General features: G+C 69.9%; 23 protein-coding genes. 17 read left to right on the forward strand and 6 right to left on the reverse strand.

The window, feature by feature from the left end; translation table 11 throughout:
* Window positions 1-24 precede the first annotated feature (24 nt).
* Window positions 25-897 carry an esterase/lipase family protein gene (locus tag ACQPXM_RS09050; RefSeq protein WP_432946748.1) on the forward strand — a complete coding sequence of 291 codons (873 nt, stop codon included), beginning with the start codon at window positions 25-27 and terminating at the stop codon, window positions 895-897.
* A 171-nt stretch (window positions 898-1068) separates the two neighbouring features.
* On the opposite strand, the gene ACQPXM_RS09055 is transcribed toward ACQPXM_RS09050, so the two are convergent.
* Both ACQPXM_RS09055 and ACQPXM_RS09060 read right to left on the reverse strand, forming a co-directional pair.
* A complete protein-coding gene (locus tag ACQPXM_RS09055; RefSeq protein ID WP_432946750.1) occupies window positions 1069-1272 on the reverse strand; it encodes a hypothetical protein in 204 nt (67 codons plus the stop codon).
* A gap of 85 nt (window positions 1273-1357) precedes the next feature.
* On the reverse strand, window positions 1358-1855 hold the full coding sequence (locus ACQPXM_RS09060; protein ID WP_432946752.1) for a DUF2505 domain-containing protein: 498 nt from the start codon (window positions 1853-1855) through the stop codon (window positions 1358-1360).
* Window positions 1856-1980: 125 nt separating this feature from the next.
* Between ACQPXM_RS09060 and ACQPXM_RS09065 the strand changes: the two genes are divergently transcribed.
* From ACQPXM_RS09065 to ACQPXM_RS09075, 3 genes are read left to right on the forward strand one after another with little or no spacing between them, the layout of a single operon-like run.
* On the forward strand, window positions 1981-2106 hold the full coding sequence (locus ACQPXM_RS09065; RefSeq protein ID WP_432946754.1) for a hypothetical protein: 126 nt from the start codon (window positions 1981-1983) through the stop codon (window positions 2104-2106).
* Window positions 2088-2489, forward strand: coding sequence for a sigma-70 family RNA polymerase sigma factor (locus ACQPXM_RS09070; protein ID WP_432946756.1), 402 nt, complete (start codon window positions 2088-2090; stop codon window positions 2487-2489). The genes ACQPXM_RS09065 and ACQPXM_RS09070 overlap by 19 nt, the downstream gene beginning before the upstream one ends.
* Complete coding sequence (locus tag ACQPXM_RS09075) at window positions 2486-3736, forward strand: hypothetical protein (RefSeq protein WP_432946758.1); 1251 nt, start codon at window positions 2486-2488, stop codon at window positions 3734-3736. The genes ACQPXM_RS09070 and ACQPXM_RS09075 overlap by 4 nt, the downstream gene beginning before the upstream one ends.
* 155 nt (window positions 3737-3891) lie before the next feature.
* Here ACQPXM_RS09075 and ACQPXM_RS09080 read toward each other — a convergent pair whose 3' ends face one another.
* Entirely contained in the window at window positions 3892-4299 is a 408-nt protein-coding gene (locus ACQPXM_RS09080; protein ID WP_432946760.1) for a hypothetical protein, read from the reverse strand.
* A gap of 33 nt (window positions 4300-4332) precedes the next feature.
* Complete coding sequence (locus tag ACQPXM_RS09085; protein ID WP_432946762.1) at window positions 4333-5787, reverse strand: glycoside hydrolase family 76 protein; 1455 nt, start codon at window positions 5785-5787, stop codon at window positions 4333-4335.
* Window positions 5788-5919: 132 nt separating this feature from the next.
* Here ACQPXM_RS09085 and ACQPXM_RS09090 point away from each other — a divergent pair, with 132 nt between their 5' ends.
* The gene (locus tag ACQPXM_RS09090; protein WP_432946764.1) at window positions 5920-9609 is read left to right on the forward strand and encodes a glycoside hydrolase family 2 TIM barrel-domain containing protein; all 3690 of its coding nucleotides are present in this window, start codon (window positions 5920-5922) and stop codon (window positions 9607-9609) included.
* Window positions 9610-9612: 3 nt separating this feature from the next.
* Here the strand turns inward: ACQPXM_RS09090 and ACQPXM_RS09095 are convergent, their stop codons facing one another.
* On the reverse strand, window positions 9613-11451 hold the full coding sequence (locus ACQPXM_RS09095; protein WP_432946766.1) for a hypothetical protein: 1839 nt from the start codon (window positions 11449-11451) through the stop codon (window positions 9613-9615).
* A gap of 125 nt (window positions 11452-11576) precedes the next feature.
* On the opposite strand from ACQPXM_RS09095, the gene ACQPXM_RS09100 reads away from it, so the two are divergent.
* From ACQPXM_RS09100 to ACQPXM_RS09125, 6 genes are all read left to right on the forward strand, one after another.
* Window positions 11577-12428, forward strand: a complete 852-nt coding sequence (locus ACQPXM_RS09100) for a tryptophan 2,3-dioxygenase (RefSeq protein ID WP_432946768.1) — start codon at window positions 11577-11579, stop codon at window positions 12426-12428.
* A 45-nt stretch (window positions 12429-12473) separates the two neighbouring features.
* Complete coding sequence (locus tag ACQPXM_RS09105) at window positions 12474-13121, forward strand: hypothetical protein (protein WP_432946770.1); 648 nt, start codon at window positions 12474-12476, stop codon at window positions 13119-13121.
* Window positions 13122-13193: 72 nt separating this feature from the next.
* Window positions 13194-13883: a response regulator transcription factor gene (locus ACQPXM_RS09110; protein WP_432946772.1), complete on the forward strand. Its 690-nt coding sequence runs from the start codon at window positions 13194-13196 to the stop codon at window positions 13881-13883.
* Between the two features lies 1 nt (window position 13884).
* Window positions 13885-15192: a HAMP domain-containing sensor histidine kinase gene (locus tag ACQPXM_RS09115; RefSeq protein ID WP_432946774.1), complete on the forward strand. Its 1308-nt coding sequence runs from the start codon at window positions 13885-13887 to the stop codon at window positions 15190-15192.
* A 648-nt stretch (window positions 15193-15840) separates the two neighbouring features.
* Window positions 15841-16956, forward strand: coding sequence for an ImmA/IrrE family metallo-endopeptidase (locus ACQPXM_RS09120; protein ID WP_432946776.1), 1116 nt, complete (start codon window positions 15841-15843; stop codon window positions 16954-16956).
* Between the two features lie 16 nt (window positions 16957-16972).
* Window positions 16973-17479 (forward strand): hypothetical protein, encoded by a 507-nt coding sequence (locus ACQPXM_RS09125; RefSeq protein ID WP_432946778.1) that lies wholly within the window; start codon window positions 16973-16975, stop codon window positions 17477-17479.
* A 61-nt stretch (window positions 17480-17540) separates the two neighbouring features.
* On the opposite strand, the gene ACQPXM_RS09130 is transcribed toward ACQPXM_RS09125, so the two are convergent.
* Window positions 17541-18512: an NmrA/HSCARG family protein gene (locus tag ACQPXM_RS09130; RefSeq protein WP_432946780.1), complete on the reverse strand. Its 972-nt coding sequence runs from the start codon at window positions 18510-18512 to the stop codon at window positions 17541-17543.
* Between the two features lie 92 nt (window positions 18513-18604).
* Between ACQPXM_RS09130 and ACQPXM_RS09135 the strand changes: the two genes are divergently transcribed.
* From ACQPXM_RS09135 to ACQPXM_RS09160, 6 genes are all read left to right on the forward strand, one after another.
* Window positions 18605-19093: a MarR family winged helix-turn-helix transcriptional regulator gene (locus tag ACQPXM_RS09135; RefSeq protein WP_432946782.1), complete on the forward strand. Its 489-nt coding sequence runs from the start codon at window positions 18605-18607 to the stop codon at window positions 19091-19093.
* Between the two features lie 98 nt (window positions 19094-19191).
* On the forward strand, window positions 19192-19494 hold the full coding sequence (locus tag ACQPXM_RS09140; RefSeq protein WP_432946784.1) for a hypothetical protein: 303 nt from the start codon (window positions 19192-19194) through the stop codon (window positions 19492-19494).
* Window positions 19491-20396, forward strand: a complete 906-nt coding sequence (locus tag ACQPXM_RS09145; protein WP_432946786.1) for an FAD:protein FMN transferase — start codon at window positions 19491-19493, stop codon at window positions 20394-20396. The genes ACQPXM_RS09140 and ACQPXM_RS09145 overlap by 4 nt, the downstream gene beginning before the upstream one ends.
* Window positions 20396-20968, forward strand: a complete 573-nt coding sequence (locus ACQPXM_RS09150) for a hypothetical protein (RefSeq protein WP_432946787.1) — start codon at window positions 20396-20398, stop codon at window positions 20966-20968. The genes ACQPXM_RS09145 and ACQPXM_RS09150 overlap by 1 nt, the downstream gene beginning before the upstream one ends.
* A complete protein-coding gene (locus ACQPXM_RS09155; RefSeq protein ID WP_432946788.1) occupies window positions 20965-22215 on the forward strand; it encodes an NADH-ubiquinone oxidoreductase-F iron-sulfur binding region domain-containing protein in 1251 nt (416 codons plus the stop codon). The genes ACQPXM_RS09150 and ACQPXM_RS09155 overlap by 4 nt, the downstream gene beginning before the upstream one ends.
* On the forward strand, window positions 22212-22430 hold the full coding sequence (locus ACQPXM_RS09160) for a ferredoxin (RefSeq protein ID WP_432946790.1): 219 nt from the start codon (window positions 22212-22214) through the stop codon (window positions 22428-22430). The genes ACQPXM_RS09155 and ACQPXM_RS09160 overlap by 4 nt, the downstream gene beginning before the upstream one ends.
* The last annotated feature ends 22 nt before the right edge of the window (window positions 22431-22452 follow it).

Here is a 22452-nt window from a genome sequence, read left to right on the forward strand (position 1 = left end):
CGACACTGCCCTCCGGGAGCCGCGATGAGACCTCACCTCCGACGAGCCGCCGCCGGCCTGCTGGCCGCCGTGCTGCTCACGGCGGGCGCCGCGACCGCGCCCGCCTCCGCGGCTGCCGCCGCACCCACGTCAGGCTTCGACAACTGGGCCTGCAAGCCGTCCGCGGCGCACCCGAACCCGTTGGTCCTGCTGCACGGACTCGGCGGCAACGGCCCCGGCAACTACTCCTTCCTCGGCCCGTACCTCGCGGCCCGGGGATACTGCGCCTTCACGCTCACCTACGGCCAGGCGACGCCCGCGATCCCGGTCGGCGGCACGGTCTCGATCGTGCGCTCGTCGGCGGAGATCGAGGCGTTCGTCGACCGGGTCCGGACGGCGACCGGCGCCGCGAAGGTCGATCTCGTCGGGCACTCCGAGGGCGGCTTCCAGAGCCTCTACGGACCGAAGGTCCGCGGGTACGCCGCGGAGGTCGGCAAGGTGGTCGCGCTGGCCCCGCCGACGCACGGTACGACGTTCGCCGGGCTGGTCAGCGTCGGCGACCACCTCGGGCTGCGTCCGCTCGTCGACCAGGTCTTGCGCGACTTCGGCTGCCCGGCCTGTGACGAGCTGATCGTCGGAGGCGCCCCGGTGGCGCAGCTGATCAGCGGGCCGATCGCCCAGCCCGGCGTCAAGTACACGGTGATCGCGTCGCGGCTGGACGCGCTGGTGACGCCGCACGAGACGTCGTTCATCCGGGAGCCCGGAGTGAAGAACCTGTTCGTCCAGGACGTCTGTCCGCTGGACCCGGTCGGGCACGTCGGGCTGGCCTTCGACCCGACGGTCGCGCAACTGGTCGCCAATGCGCTCGACCCAGCGCGGGCCCGGCCTGTGCTCTGTGGCTTCGGCCCGCCGGTGTAGCCGGATTCCTGCGCCAGCAGGGATGAGGGCGCGGATGCCGGCAGCAGGGGAGCCTGCATCCGCGCCCAGCTCTGAGGCCGGCCTGTCGGTCCCGCCCCGACCGGCAGGCCGGCCAGGGCCGCGGCGTTCGGCACGCGGCCCGGCGTCCTACCGGCTCGGGGGACCGAGTCGTCAGGCGGTGTGTTCCAGGTGTTGCAGCGGCGGGCCGATCAGCAGGGCCGAGCCGCAGCCGACGCAGATCCACTCGCCGGCCGGGTCGTCGACCGGATGGTCCCCGGCCTCGACCCGCTCGAAGAGCACCGTCGCCTCGCAGAAGACGCAGTACTGCGCGTCCTCGCCGGCCGACAGTGCGGTTGTCCTTCGCTTGCTACGCACGACAGGCTCACCTCCGGTGACTCTTCGCTTCCAGGGTGCCACCGCGGTTCTCGCCCGCCGGGTAACGACACGGCGCCGGCCAGGCTCAGTTGGTGCCGTCGTGCCACGCGCGGCCGAGCTCGTGCTCCTTGGCCAGCCCGGACCGGATCGCGTCCACCACGAACGGCTCGATCTTCTTGCCGATCAGCGGCACCGCGACCTTCACGTCGAGCGTGATCGTCTGCACGGTCTGCGCGCCGTCGGGCCGGATCGTCGCGGTTCCCTTCAGCGTCACCGGCGTGCCGGCGATCTCGCCGCGCACATCGGCGTCGCGTGACCCGTCCGGCTTGGCGGCGTGCCAGGTCTCGGTCTGCACCACGGTCAGCGTCTCGCCGACGAACTTGCGCGCGATGTCCGGTACGTCGTTCGACGGCATCTTGCGCTCGACCCGGACGACCGTGTCGTCCCCGGTCGTGCTGACCTGGACGTCGTACGACAACGCCTTGGTCTTCTCGCAGGCCTGCTCGCGAAAGGTGGCGTCGGTGACGATCGCGAAGACTTCCTCACAGGTGGCGTCGTACGACGCCGACATCTTCAGCTCCATGCGGCACATCATGGCACTACCGGTCGGTCACCGGCCGGGTCCGACGGGCACAACAGCGGGACTGACAACAAAGCCGGCGTCCGTCTCGTATTCACCGGTGACAGACCGAGTGAGGGGAAAACCGGATGGCGGCGCGGGACGAGGAGTTCAGCGAGTACGTGGTGCACCGGCGCAAGCAACTGCGCCGGATCGCCTACCTGCTCTGCGGTGACGTGCACAAAGCCGAGGACTGGTGCAGACCGCGCTGCTGAAGCTGTACGTCGCGTGGCCGCGGGTGCAGCGGGCCGGGAACGTGGACGCCTACGTCCGGCGCATCCTGGTCAACTCCGGCATCGACGAGAGTCGCCGGCCGTGGCGCCGGGAGGATCCCGGACTCGACGGGCTCGACGAGCCGGTGGTGGCGCCGCCCGCGGTCGAGGACCGCAGCGCCGTACTGGCTGCGCTGGCGACCCTGCCAATGGGGCAGCGCCGGGTCGTCGTGCTCCGGCACTTCCTCGGGATGTCGATCGACGAGACCGCCGCGGACCTGCGCTGCAGTCCCGGCACGGTCAAGAGCCAGAACGCCAGGGCGCTCGCCCGGCTGACCGAGTTGCTCACCGCCCAGTTCGGGACGGTAGGAGGGCAGGACCGATGATCGACGAGAAGGAGCTGGGCCGTCGGCTCACCGAAACCGCCGCGTGGCAGGACGACTTGTTGCCGCGCGGAACGGAGGACGACCTGGCAGCAGGCCGTCGCCGGTTGCGCCGACGTCGTGCTCTCACCGCTGCCGGAGGACTCGGCTCGACCGCCGCCGTCTGCGCGATCGTCGTCGGCGTGACCACCTGGCTGACGCCGACCGCGGGCCCGCTCGAGGGTGACCTGCCGGCCGCCACGACAACGGCATCGACGCCCCGCGAACCGGTGACCGATCCCGCCGACCCGCCGGCGTACAAGTCGCAGGACCGTGACTTCGACCAGGAGATGCGCGCGGCGCTGAAGCAGCACCTCGATCCGGCGGGCAAGCACCTCGACTACAGCAGCAAGGGCGGCTTCGTCATCAACCACACGCCGGGTATCCGGCAAGGTGGCGGTCGGGTCGGCTGGACCGCCGCCGGACAGGAGGGCGTCGGCTACATCGACATCGGGGTGGCCACCGCGGCGTCCGCGACCAGCACTCGCTGCGGCTCGCAGGAGTTCACCCCGGCGCTGGAGTGCCGCCCGGTGACGCTGCCGAACGGCCGGATCGCGCAGCTGGGCCGGCGAGGCGAGGCCGTTCAACTCACCTACACCAAGGCCGACGGCGAGTTCGTGACGGTGACGGTCAACCCGCTGTGGGGCAACAACGCGAGCGTTCCCGTGCGCGGCATGGGCATCACCGACGCGAAACTGTTCGCGCTGGTCACCGATCTGCGCGTCGACCTGCCGCCGCTGAGCCCCGAGGAGCAGCGCGCCGAGGACGAGCTGAAGAACTTCAAGCCGACGTACGCCGAGGCGCACGCGGCCGCCGCGCGGGTGCTGACCGGTGGCACGCTCGCCCACGAGTTCAACGACTCCGTGCCCGAGCAGTTCGGCTCGATCGAGCTGTGGCGATCCGGGGCGATCGAGCAGCGGGTGATCATCGCGGTCGACTCGGCGCAGTTCGTCAGCAAGTGCTCCGACCAACTCGCCGGCCTGACCTGCACCGAGACGACGACGCCCGACGGCCGCAAGGTCCTGTACGCCGAGGGCGTGCCGCCAAAGGGGAGGGGGAAACAGAAGTTCATGTTCGGCGCCGCCTACCTGCAGCCGGACGGCAACCTGGCCTCGGTCCTCGTCCACAACCCGGGCCGGACGCCGGTACCGGGTGGAATCACCAAGCAGCAGGTGATCGCGCTGGTGACTGATCAAGCGCTGGACAAGTAGGAGTGCAACACCAAGGAGACAACTGGTACGTGCGCGGCGGCAAGGAAGTCAGCAACAAGACCGCCACCTTCCCGGTCAAGAACCACGACTACCTGTGGATCCTCGTCGGCCGCGAGTGAACCACCCGGGGTCCCTCCCGCGACGGAGGGGCCCCGTCAGTCCGAGTTGATCCAGGTCCAGATCTCGGTCTCCGCGGTGATGCCGGCTTCTTCGCACCAGGCAGCGACCTTGCGGTGGTTCTCCTGCAGCGGGAGTCCGTCACCGAGTTCCCCGGCGGCGACGAGGCCATGGAAGCAGGCGACGAGGCGGTCGGCCGGTTCGCCCTCGAAGGTCTCGCCGAGCAACGTCTCCAGGAACTCGGTCAGCGGGACGAGGGCGGCGTACTCGGTGTAGACGGAGTAGATGTACTCGCGCCCGGGATCGGAGCCCAGCGGCAGATAGTCGTAGCTCTCGGCGAACGCGATACCGCGCTCACTGCGCCCGGCGTCCAGAGTGAGCCGCAGGCCGAAGACACAGTCGTTCCGGGTCCGTCGTACCTCCACCAGCAACTCCCGCCGATCCACCGGGACAGGGTAATCGGCGGGAGCAAGGCCGGTTCAGGGTGTCGCGTTGAGCAGGTCGAGCGCACTGTGCTGGCGGGCGGCGTCGAGCTTGTCGACCGGCCCGGACCAGCGCAGACCGTACTGATCCATCGCTGTCCGGTCGGCTGCGAAGGCTCGGTCGGCCTGGCGCCGCAGGTACGCCGTGTACGGGTGGTTCGGCAACGCCGCGTTGAGCTTGCCCAGGCCGCGGACGTGCGCGCCCTTGAACGACGGCCCGTCGCCACCGCAGTCGCCCGACTCGCACGGCTCGCGCAGGATCCCGTCGGCGGTGTGCAGCCCGGGCGCGGTTGTCGCCGCGTCGGCCAACTGGCGTGCACGCGTGAGGTAGGCGCTGTTGCTCGCAGCCTTCGACAGCTCGGTCAACGCACCGATCAGCACGCCCTGGTTGTAGCTCCAGGCAACGTCTCCGTTGTTCCTGCAGGTGGACAGGTCGATGCCGTCGTTCACCAGATTCGAGCCGTTGATCATCCCGGTCTGCTGGAACCACGTCCAGCCCGCCTGCGCCCGTTGCAGGTACGTCGTGTCGCCAGGGATCCGGTTGTGCAGGGCCGCGCTGAGCTGGACGTAGAGCGAGTTCGTGATCGCGTTCTTGTAGGTCTTCGCCTGGCTCCACCAGACGCCACCGCCGCAGGTGTTGTCCCAGTACGCCGCCATGTGGTCGGCGTCCGCGCGAGCGGTCTGCAGGTAGCGCGCCTCGCCGGTCAGGTCGTACGCCGCGATCCACGCGAGTCCCCACCAGCCGGTGTCGTCGAGGTAGTCGTTGCGGAACTGACCCTGCTGCGCGTTCAGGTTGAGGTCGTAGGTGCGGGCGATCGCGTAGCGGTAGCTGCCCATCCCGGTGACCCGGATGTTGTCGATCACCGCGTTCAGCGCGTTGGCCGAGTTCCACCAGCCGGTGGTGTCGAACAGGCCGGTGCCGTAGTCGTAGAACTGCATCTGCGCGGTCGCCGCCGCGGTTCGCCGGTCACCGGCGTTCCACGTCGTGCGGGCCCACGGCGTACAGGCGATGTCCGGGCGGTCGCCGGCCTTGCCGCAGGCACGCAGTGCGCCGACGCCGTGGTTGTTCCAGTCGTCGACGTTGTACATCTGCGTACGCCAGGCGGTCTGGCCGGCCGGGATCGCGGTGCTGCCGAGCCGGCTGCCGGACGACCAGGTCCGGCCGCCGTCGAACGAGCGATCCAGCCACACCTCGTCGCCGGGCGATCCGCCCTCGATCGAGGCCCAGCCCATCGCGTCGGCGTCGTCGAAGTGCAGCCGCAGCGTCCGGCCGAACAGCGTGGCGCTCACCGGCGAGCGATCGCCGGGGGACAGCGCCGGGTCGCGGGCGTCGCAGTACTTGTTGCAGACGGTGGCCTGGAGTGACATCGTCACCTCGGGAGTCGGCGGCGGCTGGGGAGCGCCGAGCGGCAAGGACAGGACGGCGACGGCGGAAACGATTCCAGTGAACACGGGATCTCCCTGGGGCGGTAGGAAGAGAGCGCTTCCATCGCAGTGTGGTGGCCGTGCGTGACGAGGTCAATACGCCGAACTCTTGACCCACCGTGTGCATCGTCCTAGGCAGGATCGACGACGAGGAGAGTCATGCACCGGCTGGGACGCCCGATCGGGTATCTGCTCGCCCTCGTGCTGGCGTGCGGAACGATCGGCGTGGTCGGGAGTGCGACCAGGTCCGACGGTCCGGACGACGTCCACCGCTACCTGGACGATCCCGGCCGGGTCGCCGAGGGGCAGGTCGCGCCGCACACCCGGCTGTGGCCGTACGCCGACGACGCCGCGGCGGTCCGCGGCAGCGGTACGCCGTACGTGCGATCGCTGGACGGCGCCTGGAAGTTCCGGCTGTTCGACAAGCCGTCGACCGTGCCGGACGGGTTTCCCGCGTCCGATGGCGCCGGCTGGTCGACGGTGCAGGTGCCGCACACCTGGCAGAGCGACTTCCTCGACCACCCGATGTTCCGCAACATTCCGGAGGAGCTCTGGCCGGATGCGCCGCCGAAGACGCCGCATGACATCAACCCGACCGGCGCTTACCTGAAGACCTTCGACCTGCCGCGCACCGAAACGGGCCGTCGGCAACTGCTCCGGTTCGAGGGGGTCACCAGCGGCTACTTCGTCTGGGTCAACGGCGAATACGTCGGCTACGACCAGGGCGGCTACAGCCCGGCCGAGTTCGACATCACCGACGCCGCCCGGCCGGGCCCGAACACGGTCGCCGTCCAGGTTCATCGGTGGTCGGCCGGCTCCTACCTGGAGGACTTCGACCAGTGGCGGTACGCGGGGATCTTCCGTGACGTCTACTCGTACTCCGTGCCGCGGTCACGCATCCAGGACGTTGCCATCAGCACCGACCTCGACGCGGCGTACCGGGACGCGACGCTGACCGTCGACGCGGAACTGGTCGATGCCGACGGCCACCGGTTGACCGCGTCGCTGCGTGATCCGGCCGGGCGCGAGGTCGCGGCACAAAGCGGGACGGCGGAGGGCAACGCGCTGAAACTCAGCGGCGTCGTGAAAGCGCCGGCGCAGTGGTCGGACGAGACACCGACGCTCTACAGCCTGGTGCTCTCGCTGGCCGACGAGCACGGCCGGGTCGTGCACCGCACCAGTCAGAAGGTCGGATTCCGCGAGATCGAGGTGAAGAACAAGCAGGTCCTGCTGAACGGCAAGCGGGTCCTGTTCCGCGGCGTCAACCGGGCCGAGACCGATCCCGCGACCGGACGCCACGTCACCCGCGCGGCGATGGAGCGCGACGTCCGGCTGATGAAGCAGCTGCACTTCAACGCCGTCCGGACCTCGCACTACGAAAGCGATCCGTACTGGTACGAGCTCGCGGACCGCTACGGGCTGCTGATCGCCGACGAGGTCGACATCGAGACGCACGCCCACGAGGCCTGCCCGAAGGCGTGTCTGGCCGACAGGCCGGAGTGGCAGGCGGCGTACGCCGATCGCTTCACCGCGATGGTCGAGCGGGACAAGAACCACCCGAGCGTGGTGTTCTGGGACACCGGCAACGAGGCGGGCCTCGGCGCCGCGCACTTCGCGATGGCCGCCTGGGCCGACCGGCACGAGCCGACCCGATTGCTGTACCACCAGTCGAACACGCCCGACGGCGATGCGCCGTACGCCGATGTGGCCGGTCCGCGGTACCCGACGCCGGCGGCGCTGGAGGCGAAGACGAAGACCTTCACCAAGCCGATCGTGATGGGGGAGTACGCGCATGCCATGGGCAACGGGCTGGGCAACTTCGACCGATTCTGGGCGCTGGCGCGCAAGTACCCGTCGGTGCAGGGCGGTTTCGTCTGGGACTGGGCCGAGCAGAACCTCGACCAGCCGCTGGTCGTCACACCTGACTCGTCGCCGCGGCGGATCCAGGCCTTCTTCGTCGGCAAACCCGAGCTCGGTCCCGGTCGTTCGGGGCAGGGGGTTGTGCTGTCCGGGTTGGACGACTTCGTGGACGTCTTCCGCGATCCCGCGCTCGACGTCGCCGGGCCGCTCACGGTGGACGCCTTTGTGAAGCCCGGTGCCTGGTCCGGCTCCTTTCCGATCGTCACGAAGGGCAACCAGTACGCGCTGCAGCTGCCCGATGCTTCGAAAGTCGAGTTTCGCGTCACGCTCAACGGGGTCGAGAAGGCGGTGACCGCGCCGGTGCCGTTGGATTGGCGAGACACCTGGCACCAGGTCACCGGCTCGTACGACGGCTCGTCGCTGACACTTTCGATCGACGGCCGGCCGGTCGCCCGGACTGCCGCGACCGGCGTCATCGAGCCCAGCGTCTGGGAGGTCAACATCGGCCGCAACGCCCAGCTGCAGCAGGACCACACGCGGACCCGCTTGGCGCACGGCACCGTCGACAACGTCCGCATCCTCTCGGGCGCCGACACCGTTCTGGCTTTGGACTTCGACTCCGCCATCAACCAGGGGTCGTTCGCGAGCCTCGGTCTCAGTCTGTCCGGCACCGACGGTTTGGTCAGCACCGATCGGCGGTTGCAGCCGGAGACCGCCGAGCTCGCCTGGGCCCAGTCGCCGCTTCGCCTGACGTCAGTCCGGCCGGGGGTGATCACCGCGCGCAACGAGCGGCAGTTCGCTTCGCTGACATTCACGCTGGACTGGTCGATTCGCGAAGCGGACAAGGTGATCCGCCAGGGCCGGATCCCGCTCACCCTTCCGCCGAACTCGGGCAGGACCATCCGTGTCCCGGCAGCGGCTCAGCTACCGAATCAGCCCGAGCGCTTCTTGAATTTGGATGCCACCGCGACCTCGCCGACCGTCCCCGGTCCGCCGCGGCGGGCCGGGGATGCGCCGCTGCAGCGTGCGCAGTTCGCCCTCGGCGGGACCGTCGTCATCGGCGGGCCGGCGGCCGGGGCGCCGGCGTACCGGACCGTCAAGCCTGGTCGAGCAGTCGTTTCCGGGACGAGCTTCGCCTACACCTTCGACGGTGGTCGACTGGTCTCCATGGTTGCTCGGGGCAAGGAGTTGTTGACGGCCGGTCCGGTGCTGGACGTCTGGCGCCCGCCGACATCCAACGAGACCTACGACTGGGGGACTGCCGATCGGCTGATCTGGAACAAGCTCGGGCTCGACCGACTCCGGACCACCATCGGCACCGTCACCACTCGTCGCCTCCCGGACGGCCGCGTGCAGGTCGTCGTGCCCAGCACCGCGGCTGCTCCCGGGCATGCCGCGGAACTCGCGTTCCGGCAGACGATGACCTACACGATCGACGCCGCGGGCAGCATCGGCCTGACCCACCAGGTCACGCCGACCGGCAGCAAGCTCTCGACGCTGCCGTACCTTCCGCGCCTCGGCTTCCAGCTCCAGGTCCCCGACCACTTCACCGACTTCTCCTACTACGGCCGCGGTCCCGAAGAGTCCTACAGCGACCGCTCGTCAGGCACCCGGATCGGCGTCTATCGCAGCACCGTCGACCAGCAGTACGTCGCCTACTCCCGTCCGCAGGCGCACGGCAACCACACCGACACCCGCTGGGCATCGCTGTCCGACCAGCAGCACGGCGTGCGGGTCGCCGCCGCCCAGGGCGCGTCCGTCGACGTCAGCGTCACGCCGTACGACCGGCTTGATCGCGCCGAGTACGACTTCCAGCTCCCGCTGGTCCGCAACCGCGGCTGGGTCACGCTGCACGTTGGCGCCACGGAGACCGGCATGGGCGAGACGCCCAACGGCGTACTCGCGCCGTACCGGATCGATCCGACCGCACCGCGCACGTACGGCGTGACGCTGCGCCCGCTGTCCGCGGCCGAAGCGAAAGCGCGCTGAGACTCACTTCAGCAGCGGATAGATCGTGGTGCCAGTGGTGACGTGTGCGCTGACCCGCGAGTTCACGCGACCGGGCAGCGCGGCGACCGGTCCGGCCACGGTTTGCGTGCCTACGGTCAACCGATCGACGCCCCGGCTGCCGGCGGCGAGCAGGTACATCGAGCCGGTCGGCGAACGCCACGCGGTCGTCGCCAGGACGTGCCGGTCGAAGTGGCTGCAGATCGCCGTGTTGGTCGCGTGGCCCGCCGAAAGCCCGGCGGGGAACAGCTTCACGGTGGCCCAGCCGCCGCCTTGCCAGCTGTCCGACCGCGTGCACACCCAGGCGCCGTAGGTCCCGTCCGGCAACCGCTGCTCGGCGAAGGTCCAGTTGTTCGCGGCCTTGACGCCCTTGTTCTGCAGGGCCTGCAGCCCGCAGACCGTGCGCGACCAGCTCACCAGCGCGGCGCCGCTGGTCGCCTCCCGCGGGGTTCGCGCGTCACCGACCGACGGCGCCGGCAGGTACGTCAGGTGCGCCGGCGACAGCCCACCGAGATACGTCACCAGGAACGCGTGGTCCTCCGCGATCGCGTCCGACGACCGCAGTTGCAGGGCGGGCCATGACGAGCAGTTCGCCGCCGGCGGCTTCACCGGTGCGGTGATCGCGTCCGCCGTTGGCAGCTTGCCGGTCGGCAGGTCCGGCTGCTTGAGGTCGCGCAGCCCGGTCTCGGCGACCCACGGTGCGGTCAGGAAGCGCACGCCGCCGGTGGTCTCGCTGATCGCCACCACCGCGGCCGTCGTCACGTCGGCGTCGTCGGTCCGCGCTACGACGAGCTTGCCGCCGTCGCGATCGGTGTAGCGCGCGAGGCGCTGGCCGTCGTGGAACAGGACCACCGCCGCGCCGTCCACGTCACCGGCGTACAGGAGTTGGGGCGCTTCGATGGGTGCGGTCGTCGACGCTCCGGCGACCGACGTCACGCCGGTCCCGCTGGTCCAGGCGTCGAGGGCCTTCGACAGCAAGTCGCGGTCGTTGGTCCGGCTGCCGCGGGCCGGCCAGGCGGTGAAGTCCACCCGTGCCGTGTCCTGCCACAACACCCGCGTACGCCGGAGGGCGTCGACGCTGAGCTCCTGCTGGGCCGCGACGGGGGCTGCTTGCGCGGTGGTGGGCTCCCTCCCGGCGGTCAGCGCGAGGGCGGCCAGCAAGATCAGCGCCAGGAAGAGCGTGACGGCGATCGCCACCGCCCGGCCGCGTGCCTTCCGGCGCATCAGATCGGTCGGAGCCAGCCGCACGGCGCAGGGGTCGAACACCTGCGCGCCGAGCGGTCCACGAACTTCGGCGACCGCGCTCTCGTCGAGCTCGGCCGCCTCCTTGATCGCCCCGGACGCCCGCTCGACGCCCGCCGCGCGGAGCTCGCTCTCCGCCTCGGCGACGTCGAGGTGCTCGATGCGGACCAGCGTCCAGGCGGCCCGGGCCTCCGGCGTACAGGCGGACATCACCTGGTCTAGCACGAGGTCGTCGGCCGCGCCGGAGCGGGGGAACAGGCGCAGTCCCCACACCTGCGGCAGCATGCGCAGCGGCGTACGGGCGTGGGCCTGGCGTACGGCGTCGCGCAGCACCCGTCGGCGGATGTAGACGAACGCGCTGGTCTCGCCGATCAGCTCACGCTCGAGCCTGCGCCGGTCCGGCATCGCCCGCTGCACGACACCGTGCGCCGCGAGGATCCGCCGGTGCCTGCCCAAGGCGGACGGAAGGACCAGGTAGGCCAGGCGCACGAGCGCCGGGTAGTTCTCCAGCAGGGCCGCCTCGACCTCGGCCGGTCCGACCTCGACCGTTGTTCGCTCCGCCAGCGTCTGCACTCGACCCACCACATTTCCTTCGACCCCGTTGACGCCAAGACCAACGATCGACGGCTGGTCACGTCACACCCGCCGCTCGATCAGGTCACAGCGACCGCGCGGTCACCGGCCGTAGCGGCGGTTATCCTCAGGCCGTGAGCAGCCACAGTGAGAACGACCAGGGACGTCCCAGCGCCGAAGCGGTCACCGGGCGGTGGGACGGGGTCGACGTGAACTTCGGCGAGGAGGGCGGCCGGCTCACGTACGGCAGCTACCTGCGGCTGCCCCAGCTGCTCGACCAGCAGCGGCTGGAGTCGGATCCGCCCGCGCACGACGAGCTGCTGTTCATCACCATCCACCAGGTCTACGAGCTGTGGTTCAAGCAGGTGCTGCACGAGATGACGGCGTCCCGCGACGCGATGCTGTCCGGTGAGCTGTGGCTCGCCCAGCACCTGCTCCGCCGGGTGCACACGATCGAGCGGACGCTGACCCAGCAGGTCGACATCCTGGAGACGATGACCCCGCAGGACTTCGGGCAGTTCCGGCACCGGTTGTCGCCGGCCAGCGGGTTCCAGTCGGTGCAGTTCCGCGAGATCGAGTTCCTGTCCGGTGCCAAGGACCCGTCGTTCGTGAAGAGGTTCAAGGGGCTGAGCGACGAAGAACGCGCGCGGCTGGAGCGGCGGCTCGAGGAGCCGACGTTGTGGGACGCCTTCCTCGTCGTACTGCGGGAGGCGGGCTTCGGCACGGAAACCGAGGAGGAGCTGCGCGTCGGACTGTCCACTGTCGCGCAGGACCGTGGCAAATACGACGCCGTGTGGGAGCTCGCGGAGGCGTTGCTGTACCACGACGAACTGGCGGCCTCCTGGCGCGCTCGGCACGTCGTCATGGTCGAGCGGATGATCGGCACCAAGCCGGGCACGGGCGGCTCGTCAGGCGCCGGCTACCTGCGCTCCCGGCTCGACCTGCGCTACTACCCGCACCTCTGGCACCTGCGCACGTCGCTGTGAGCCGTTAGTGTCACGCCCCTACCAGTTCCAGGGGAAGGTGGCACGGTGAAGCTCTACTCCGCGGTCCGGACACAGCGGTTCTGGCAGGTCTTCGGCGATCTGATGCTGCTCGGCTGGATCGCCTTCTGTACGGCGCTGGGCCTGGCCGTCTTCCGCATCACCAACGCCCTCGGCTACCCCGGCCGCAAAGCCGCCTCCGCCGGCGACAGCCTCGCCGAGGACCTGCGCAACATGTCCGGCCCGGTCGGCCGCGTCCCGGTCGTCGGCGACGAACTCCGCGCCCCCATCGACGGAGCCGCCGGCGCCGCCGTCCGCCTCGCCGACGCCGGCCGCGAACAGGCCCACGCCGTCGAACAACTCGCCTACCTCCTGGCCGGCGTCACGATCGGCCTCCCCGTCCTGTTCGCCCTCCTGATCTGGCTACCCCGCCGCATCCGCTTCTCCCGCCGCGCCACCGCCGCCCAGAAGTTCATCGACAACGCCGCCGACCTGGACCTCTTCGCCCTCCGAGCCATGGCCAACCAGCCCATGCACAAACTGGCGAGAATCTCACCCGATCCGGTCACGGCCTGGCGAGACGGAGACAGTGCGGTCATCGCCCAGCTGGCCGATCTGGAACTCCGCAGCTCGGGCCTGAGAGCTCCAAAACAACTGACCCCACCGCCCCCCACGGACCCGGAGCTCGCCGAGTAGTTCCGCCGTACCGGCCGCATCCCCAACCTGCTGTCGGCGCACCAACCTGGCCCTCCCGTCTACCCTCAACCCATGGCAAGGGTGCTCCTGGTAGAGGACGACGACGCAATCCGCACCTCCCTGACCAAATCCCTCACCACCGCCGGCCACGTAGTCACCGCCGTACCCGGAGGGGCCGACGGCGTCGCCGCAGTAGCCCGCGACAAACCCGACGTACTACTCCTCGACCTCGGCCTCCCCGACCTCGACGGCCGCGACGTCCTCGCCATGGTCCGCTCCGTCAGCGACCTCCCCGTGATCGTCGCGACCGCCCGCGACGACGACGCCAGCGTGGTCGCCCTGCTCGACGCCGGCGCCGACGACTACGTGATCAAACCGTTCAGTTCCGCCCAGATCGACGCCCGCATCCGCGCCGTCCTGCGACGTCGTGGCCCAGAGCAACAAAATGAGGCGGTCCAGCTCGGCGCCCTCTCGATCGACCCCCGCAGCCGCGAAGTCACCGTCGACGGCATGCCGGTCGACCTGACCCGCAAGGAGTTCGACCTCCTGCTCGCCCTGTCCCGTCGCCCCGGCGCGGTCGTCACCAAGCGCGAACTGCTCGCCGAAGTCTGGGGACTCCCCTGGGGCGGCGGCGACCGAACCGTCGACGTCCACCTGTCCTGGCTGCGCCGCAAACTGGGCGAGACCGCGGCCCAGCCAAGGTTCCTGCACAGCGTCCGAGGCGTCGGCGTGAAGCTCGCCGTTCCCGAGTCCGGGACCTGAAGTGCGCCGTCGAATCATGCTGCTGAGCGTCGGGATGACGACTCTGGTCGTGCTCGCGTTCGCCGTACCGCTGACCCTCCTGATGCGCGACGCCGCCGCCGAGGACGCGCTCGAGAAGGCGCAACTCCGGGCCCAGAACGTCGCCTACTACGTCGGCGACAAGGACCACACCCCCGACGACATCTCGGCGTACATCGAGGGCGTCGCCGACGACGGCCCCGGCCGGATCTCGGTCCAGTTGCCCGACGGGACCATCCTCGGCGAGGCGCCACCGGGCGGAGTCGAGAAGCCGGACTCGGTCCCCGGCGGCTACGAGTCCGGCAAGAAGGGCCCGCCGAAGGTGTCGGCCGCGACGGTCCGCGACGTCGACGGCGGCAAGGTCACCGAGATCGACGTCGGCACTCACGTCGGCCCGGCGGGCGTCTGCCTGTTCCTCACCACCGCCCAGCTGTACGACGGTCTCGCGCTACGCATCGGCTTCCTGATCGCCGGCAGCCTGCTCGTCCTCCTGCTCAGCATCGCCGGCGCCGAACTCGTCTCCCGCCGCCTCGCCCGCCCACTCGAAGAAACAGCCCGTACGGCGGAACGCCTGGCCCGCGGCGACACCGACGCCCGGGCCCCCACGTCCGGCCCCGCCGAGGTCGCCCAGGTCGGCGCGGCCCTGAACGACCTCGCCGACCGCATCGACGAGGTGATCGCCGTCGAACGCGAAGCCGTCGCCGACCTGTCCCACCGCCTCCGTACGCCGCTGACCGCCCTCCGCCTCCAGGTCGAAGCCCTGCCGGACCGCGAACGCGCCGAGGAACTGAACGTCCAGGTCAACTCCCTCGAACGCACCCTCACCGCGGTGATCAAAGCCGCCCGCCGGCCCCAGCGCGAGGGCCGCGTCCCGCACTGCGACGCCGTCGAGGTCACCCGCAGCCGAGCCGCCTTCTGGGCGCCACTGTTCGAGGACCAGGGCCGCCACCTCACCCTCGACCTGCCCACCCCACCCGCCGAGATCCGCCTCTCCGCCGAAGACCTCGCCGCCGCCCTCGACGCCCTGGTCGAGAACGTCGTCGCCCACACCCCCGACGGAACCGCCGCCCGCATCACCCTGTCCCGCGAACGCGTCGCCGCCGCGCCCGGCGTCCGCATCGTCGTCGCCGACGAAGGCCCCGGCATCCCCCTCGGCGCCGGCACCCGAGGCCGCAGCGACCGAGGCTCCACCGGCCTGGGCCTCGACATAGCCCGCCGAGCCACCGAAGCCGCGGGCGGCACTCTCACCATCCACGGCTCGGCGGTCCACCTCACCTTCGTGGGCAAGTAAGAAGCCCCACGCAGGCCCCTCCGCTCGCTGGCGCTCACTGCGGCGCCGGCTCCCACCCGCCCCTTTCTTGGGTGTGCGTGCTAGCGCCCGCCGGTTGCGCGTGCTGCCGCCCGCTTCAAGTGAAATCAGGTAGTTCGTGGCGGGAGCTTTCCGGTGCGCGCAGGTGCATCGGCTGTTCCCCGGCGCGGGCGCCTGCGCTCGCTATCGCTCGCACGGTGCCTGCTCCCGCCCACCCTTTCACCGTGTGCATGCTAGCGCCCGCCGGGTGTGCGTGCTGGCGCCCGCTTCGCATGAAAGCAGGTGGTTCAGAGGGCGCGAATCCCGGTGCGCGCGCGTGGTTTGCGGTGCCCGACGCGGGCGCCCTCCGCTCGCTATCGCTCGCACGGTGCCTGCTCTCACCCACCTTCGTTGTGCGTGCTGTCGCCCGCCGAATGCTCGTGCTGCCGCCCGCTTCGTTCGAAAGCAAAACCTCCAGGCGCCCAAGGTCGGGCCCTGGAGGGGCTAAGGCCGCAACTCCCGGCCGCGCTCACCGACGTCCGGCGGCACGTCCCAATGGGCCGTCTCCACACCCGGCGAACCACCGCGACGCCCCACGAGACCTACTCCGGGTCGATTGGGATTTTCCCAATCGGCAGCTATCGTGAACCCATGAGCAGCATCGGCAGCCGAGTCCACCAAAGCATCGAGCTAGCTCTTCCGACGGCCCGCCATCGAGACATCGCCGATCAGGTCGGCATGACCCCCGACGCATTCTCCCGCGCGCTCAACGACAAGCGAGCGTTTTCGTCGGTCGAGCTCGCCCTCCTGGCCGACGTGCTCGACGCGGACCTCCACTGGCTGATCACCGGCGAGCCCGACCCGCACCGGGTGAGGATCGCGGCTCGGCATGAGTTCGACCATGCCACCGGCGAGCGCAAGGTTCCCGGTCGCGAGCAGGACGACCAGGAGCTTGCCAATGTCGCGCTGGCCTACCGCCAGGCCTATCCCGGCGCCGAGCGCCCGTCGGCACCCCTTCCGGCATCGGTGGACGCGCTCCGCGCCGCGTTGGGCGACGATTTCGTGCGCGAGTTCGCTGATCGTGCCGAGGAGCGACTCGACGTGGACGTCGTACGGCTGGCCGGGCTGACCACCGACTACTCCTTCACCGTCGGGGGTCGCCATGTCGTTCTGCTGGCTGCCCGAGCGAACTGGTTCCGCAGCAATTGGTCTCTGGCGCACGAACTGGCGCACCTCGCGCTGCGCCATCATGACGTCGAAGACGAACATGGTGGTCAGGAAGCAGCCGCCAACGCCTTTGCCGCTGAGCTTCTGCTGCCGGAGGCGGTGCTTGCTGACATTGACTGGCGGGCGATCGGCCCCGCCGAGCTGGCGCAATTCATCTGGGACGCGGGAGTGTCGTGCGAGGCCCTCGTCAGGCGCCTGGACGCTGTACGGCTGCCGACCTCTCCCGCCGTACGGCGGCTGCTCGACGGACCGACTCAGCGATTGCTGCGGCAGCACCTGGGTGAGGTCGGCGAACCGGCGGCCGACCGCGGCCCGTTCGCCCAGCCGATCGATCCCATCACGCAACGGATGAATGCAGCCGCAGTGCGACGATTTCCGCTGTCTCTCCAGCATGCCCATGCCAAGCGAATCGCTCGCGGTGAGATCACCACAGGCACGCTCGCCTGGATGCTGGACACCGCGGAAGAGGATCTGGTGGTGGACAGGCCGGCCGTCGAGCATGAGTCTGCCGACGGCCTCGCCTCGGCGCTCGGCCTCTGAGCGCTGACTCGTGTCCTTGTTCTTCCCTGACAACACCGTGTTGATCAACTTCGCCACCATTGGTCGTCTCGATCTGCTCGAAGAACTGGCGAACGGCCATGGCCGGTGGTGTCTGTCGGTCTCCCACGAATGTGCCCGCTCTGCTCGTGTCGACGGGCTCGATTCGCTGAACAGCGTGCGGGCCTTCCTCGGGGATCCTCTGGAGCCGACGCCCGCCGAACTGCTGGACACCCGAGTGCTGCGCGACAGCATGACGTCGCCGGGAGACGGAGTGACCAAGCATTTGGGCGAAGCGGAGACAATCACGATCATCACCAACAGAGGTCTGCAGCCGGCGGCAATCTTCGTCACCGATGACGCCAGTGCTCTTGGCCTGGCTGCGTCTCGAGGCATCAGAGTCGCGGACACCTGGGATCTGCTGAACCTTGCGGAACGGGTCGGCAAGATCGACGCCGAGCAGCATGCGCAGTACGTCGCGAAGCTGGCGGCCAATGACCGGTACCGGCCGCGACGCAGACGTTGATCAAGCGCCTGTGCGCGGCCGTGCATCAGTGATCAAAGAGAGCTGACCGAAGCCCCACCACCTACCGAGAAATCCGCCCCTTGTTCGCCTCAGCCCACTCCGCAAACGACTGCAGCCCCGGATTCAACTCCCGCACCAACCCCAGATCCCGCTCCCCGGTGAACCGCTCCGAGTCCTCCGCGTAGAACTGAAACATGTTCCCCGTCTCCACAGCCGCCGGGAAGCCCGACTGCCGGAACTTGTCCCAAGTCCACGGCCGGTAAACCACCGGCTCCCCAAGAGCCTCCGCCAGCACCGTCGCATACTCCTTGCCCGTCAAATGATCCCCAGCGATGCTCACCGTCCGCCCCACGAACTCCGAACCCCGCTTGAAGATCCCGTACGCCGTGCGTCCGATGTCCTCCGACGCGATGCCCGACAGCGGCTCCTCGTTCATCGGCAATGTCAGCTCCAGCACGCCGTCGGCGTTGCGCGTCGGCCAGATTCCCATCGTGAACGCCTCGTAGAAGAACGTGGTCTGCAGGAACGTCGTCGGTACGCCGTACTGCGTGAACAGCTCGTTCGCCTCGCCCTTCGCGTCGAAGTGCGGGACCTTGAACCGGCCGTCGTCCAGGCTCGGGACCCGGTTGTCGTCGCCGAAGTGCCGGCGGGTGTCTTCCAGTGTCGACCAGATGGCGTGCTGCACGCGGGCGTCACGAGCGGCCCGCGCGGCGTTGCCCGCCTGCTCGAGTTCCATCTCGGCGCGGCTGCGCGCCGCCTCCTGCTCGGGCGTCATCGGGGCCCAGTAGTTCGTCACCACGAAAGCGCCGTACGCGCCCTCGAAGGCCTTTCGCAGACTCGCCTCGTCGTCCAGATCGGCCGCGACCACCTCGGCCCCGGCGTCAGCAAGCGACCTGGCGCTCGCCGACTCGGGATCCCGCGTCAGCGCCCGTACGACGTACTCGCGGCCGCCGTCGGCGAGGATCGCCCGGACCAGCCCGCCGCCCTGTGAACCGGTCGCTCCGACCACCGCGATCGACTTCTGCTCTGTCATTCCGACCTCTCCATGGATTGGCTTGAAGCTTCAACTCATTCGACAATATCGCAAGAGGTTGATACGTCAACCTCACCAGGTAGGATGGTGCCGTGGCGAAGGAACCGTGGCTCGAGGACGACGAGCAGAAGGCATGGCGCAGCTATCTGCTGATGTGGAAGTTGCTGGAGACGCACGTCGCCCGGCATCTGCAGCGCGAGTTCGGGTTGTCCGCGTCGGACTTCGAGATCCTGGTCAACCTGTCCGAGGCGCCGACCGGGCGGATGCGGGCGTTCGAGCTGGGCCAGGCGACGCAGTGGGAGAAGAGCCGGATGTCGCACCACCTGACCCGGATGGAAAAGCGCGGCCTGATCGCCAAGGTCGCCTGCGACGCGCGCTACCCCGAGATCGCGATCACCGAGCAGGGGCTCGACGCGATCCGCGCCTGTGCGCCGGCGCACGCCGCGCTGATTCGCGAGCTGGTCGTCGACACGCTCGGCACCGATCGCCTGGTCGCGCTCGGCGAGGCCGGTGACCAGGTGGTGACCGCGGTCGAGAAGCACGTGCAGACGACGTGCCCGCCGGAGGTTCGCGGCGAGTAGCTGCTGAGAAGCGCTCTCAGCAGAGTCTCAGCAGGACTTGATCGGAGCTTGAGGTTCTCTTGGCGTGCGCCTGAGCCGTTCGCGGCGAAGCTGCGGTCATGGTCACCACAGAAGCGTTCGCCTCCCACTCCGACCGCGATCGCTGGCTCCGGCGTGCTGGTGCCGCCGCCGTCGCGACCGCCGTACTGGGCCTCGGCAGCACCGGACTGGCCGTCGCCGTCCTGACCGCACGTCAGCCCGACGCCAGTACTGATCCCCAGGCCGCCAACTCATCCGGTACGACGAACAGCACGCCGGACGGCAGCAACTCCGGTACGACGAACGGCAGCGACCAGCAGAGCAGCGGACTCGGCCAGGCCGACCAGGACGCCCCGGCGCACGGCGGGAGCAACGGCTCATGACCGCCTCCCGCACCTGGACCGCCTGGAGCTGCACGGTCCGCCTGACCGTCGAGGACCCGGCCGCACTCGGCGCGGCCTGCGGAGCCCTCAAGGCACTCATGGACCGCGTCGACAAGGCCGCCAGCCGCTTCCGCTCCGACTCCGAACTGTCCACGGTGAACAGCCGCGCTGGTGCGATGGTCCCGGTCTCCCGCCTGCTCATAGACCTTGTCGACGTCAGCCTGGTCGCTGCGTCCCTCAGCGGCGGCGCGGTCGACCCCACTGTGGGCGCGGCGGTCGTTGCGGCCGGCTACGACGACGACATCGAGGCCGTCCGGCAGCGTACGGCGCCGCAGGTGATCCCGCCGCCGATCCCGGGCTGGCAGCGCGTGCAGCTCAACCGCAAGCAAGCCCTGGTCGGCATCCCCGAAGGCACCGCACTCGACCTCGGCGCGACGGCTAAGGCCTGGACCGCCGACCGCGCCGCGCTAGTCCTCAGCAAGCGCCACAACTGCGCAGTGCTCGTCGAGATCGGCGGTGACCTCCGCGCAGCCGGTACGCCGGCCGAGCCGTGGGTCATCAAGGTCGCCGAACGCGAAGGCGACCCTGCCGTCGCCGTCACCCTGTCCCACGGAGGCCTGACCACCTCCACCCGGACGACCCGCACCTGGGACACCGCCACCGGTCCGGCCCACCACGTCATCGACCCACGCACTGGGCGACCCGCCGACGGCCCCTGGCGCACAGCCTCCATCTGGGCGCCCACCGCAGTCCGCGCGAACACCTTCAGCACAGCGATCATCGCCACCGGCGAGGCGGCGCTCGGCCGCCTCACGCTGGCCGGCCATCCCGCACGCCTCGTCGACGCCGACGGCGAGGTCACCGAGCTGGCCGGCTGGCCCGCGGCGAGCCGAGCCGCCTGATGACGCTCTGGTACTTGGCCCGCGCCGCCGGAGTCACCGCTCTGGTCCTCTTCACACTCGCAGCGGCGCTGGGCCTTCTCGCAGCAGGCGGCCGCAAGCCGGAGCAACGCTTCTGGCTCCAGTACGTCCACCGCTCGGCCTCAGCGACCGGCCTCGTCCTCCTGCTCGTCCACGTGATCGCAGTCCTCGCCGACGCCCACGTGGACATCAGTACGTCGGTGCTGATCCTGCCGTTCACTTCCGGCTATCGCCCGTTCGCCATCACCGTCGGAGTGCTCGCCCTGTACGGCGTACTGCTCGCAGCCGTCGTCGGCGTAGCGCGCGGCCGACTGGCCCGCTCCCAGTCGTTCACCAGGCGCTGGCGCTCCATCCACGTCGCGGCGTCCGTCGGCTGGCTCCTGTCGGTCGGCCACAGCCTGCTCGCAGGCACGGACCGCGGCGCCCCCTGGATGCTCGCCCTCACTGTGACCTGTCTGGCCGCCGTAGGCATCGCGGCAACTGTTCGCCTCACCACACGCACAGCCAGAGCCAGCACACCGCTGAACCTCGCCAGAGCCGGGAGAACCCGATGACCATCCTGCAGGACACGCCACAGCAGGTCCGGGTGATCGGTGAGGCTCGGCTGCTCGCCGGACTCGATCACGGCCGAGCAAATCTTGCCCGTCACCTCTGGGCCCACGGCGAGCAGCCACAGCTGTCGCGAGACGCCTACACCGTCCTCGCTGAGGAGACCGGACTCAGAGGCCGAGGTGGCGCAGGCTTCCCCGTCGCACTCAAGCTCGCCGACCTCCCGCAGCGGGGGATCGAGGCCGTGGTCGTCAACGGCTCCGAGAGCGAACCGGTCAGCCGCAAGGACCGCCTCCTGCTCACCCTCGCGCCGCACCTCGTCCTGGACGGCGCAACCGGACTGGCCCATGCGCTCGGCGCGAGCAAAGTCCTCATCGCCGTCCACGACGCCACTGCTGCCGCCTCGTTGCGAGCAGCCGTCCAAGAGCGCACGACCGACGAGAACGAGCTCCGCTACCGCGACGACGGCCTCGACATCCAGATCGCCGATACGCCTGGCCGCTTCGTCGCAGGCGAGGCCCGAGCGGTGCTCAGCATCCTCGACGGCGGCCCGGCCGTCCCGCCCGGACGGCGTACCTTGCCGACCCGCCAAGGGCTCCGGGGCCGTCCGACGTTCCTGTCGAACGTCGAGACCTTCGCGCAGCTTGCTCTCCTCGCCCGACTCAGCTCCCGCCAGTTCGCCGCGACCGGCGTACGCACCGAACCCGGGACGCAGCTCCTCACGATCGCCGGCGCAGTCCAGCGCCCCGGCGTACTGGAGACACCGACCGGCATCCCGCTCGACACCGTCCTTCAGTACGCCGGTGCGGATGCCGGCCCGGTGCTGCTCGGCGGCTACCACGGTCGCTGGCTTCCGCGGACGGACGGAGTCACGCTGGCTCGCCCGCAGGTCTCGGCCGGCATCGTCCTGGCGCTGGGCTCGGCCACCTGCCCGCTCGGCGAGGTGCACCGGGTCGCTCAATGGCTGGCCGACCAGTCGGCGGGTCAGTGCGGACCGTGCTTGTTCGGACTCGGTGCACTGGTCGATGACTTCAGCCGACTCCTGCAAGGCGACGCCGCAGGCTGGCACGACGCGCAGCGGCACCTCGGCCTGGTCCCCGGACGCGGCGCCTGCGCACACCCCGACGGCTCGGCCCGATTCCTGGCGTCAGCTCTGGAGGTCTTCGCCGAGGACGTCCGCCTCCACCTGACCGGCGGCAGCTGCGGCCGCGCCGTACAGGGTGTGTTGCCCGTTCCCGGAGGTGGCTGGTGAGCGCTCAGCAGCCGGGGGAGCACGAGCTGGAGATCGACTGGACCCGGTGCGACGGCCACGGTCTCTGCGCCACCCTCCTGCCCGACGACATCGTGCTCGACGAGTGGGGATTTCCCGTGCTCAACGGCCGCCGCGTCACTGCCGGTGAGCTCACGAACGCCCGCCGCGTTACTCTCGCCTGCCCGGCCCTCGCTCTGCGGCTGCGGCGCCTCTGAACCCCACCGGTCCAGCTGTGAA

Origin of the sequence: Kribbella sp. CA-253562 (assembly GCF_050942265.1) — a bacterium.
Taxonomy (GTDB): Bacteria; Actinomycetota; Actinomycetes; order Propionibacteriales; family Kribbellaceae; genus Kribbella.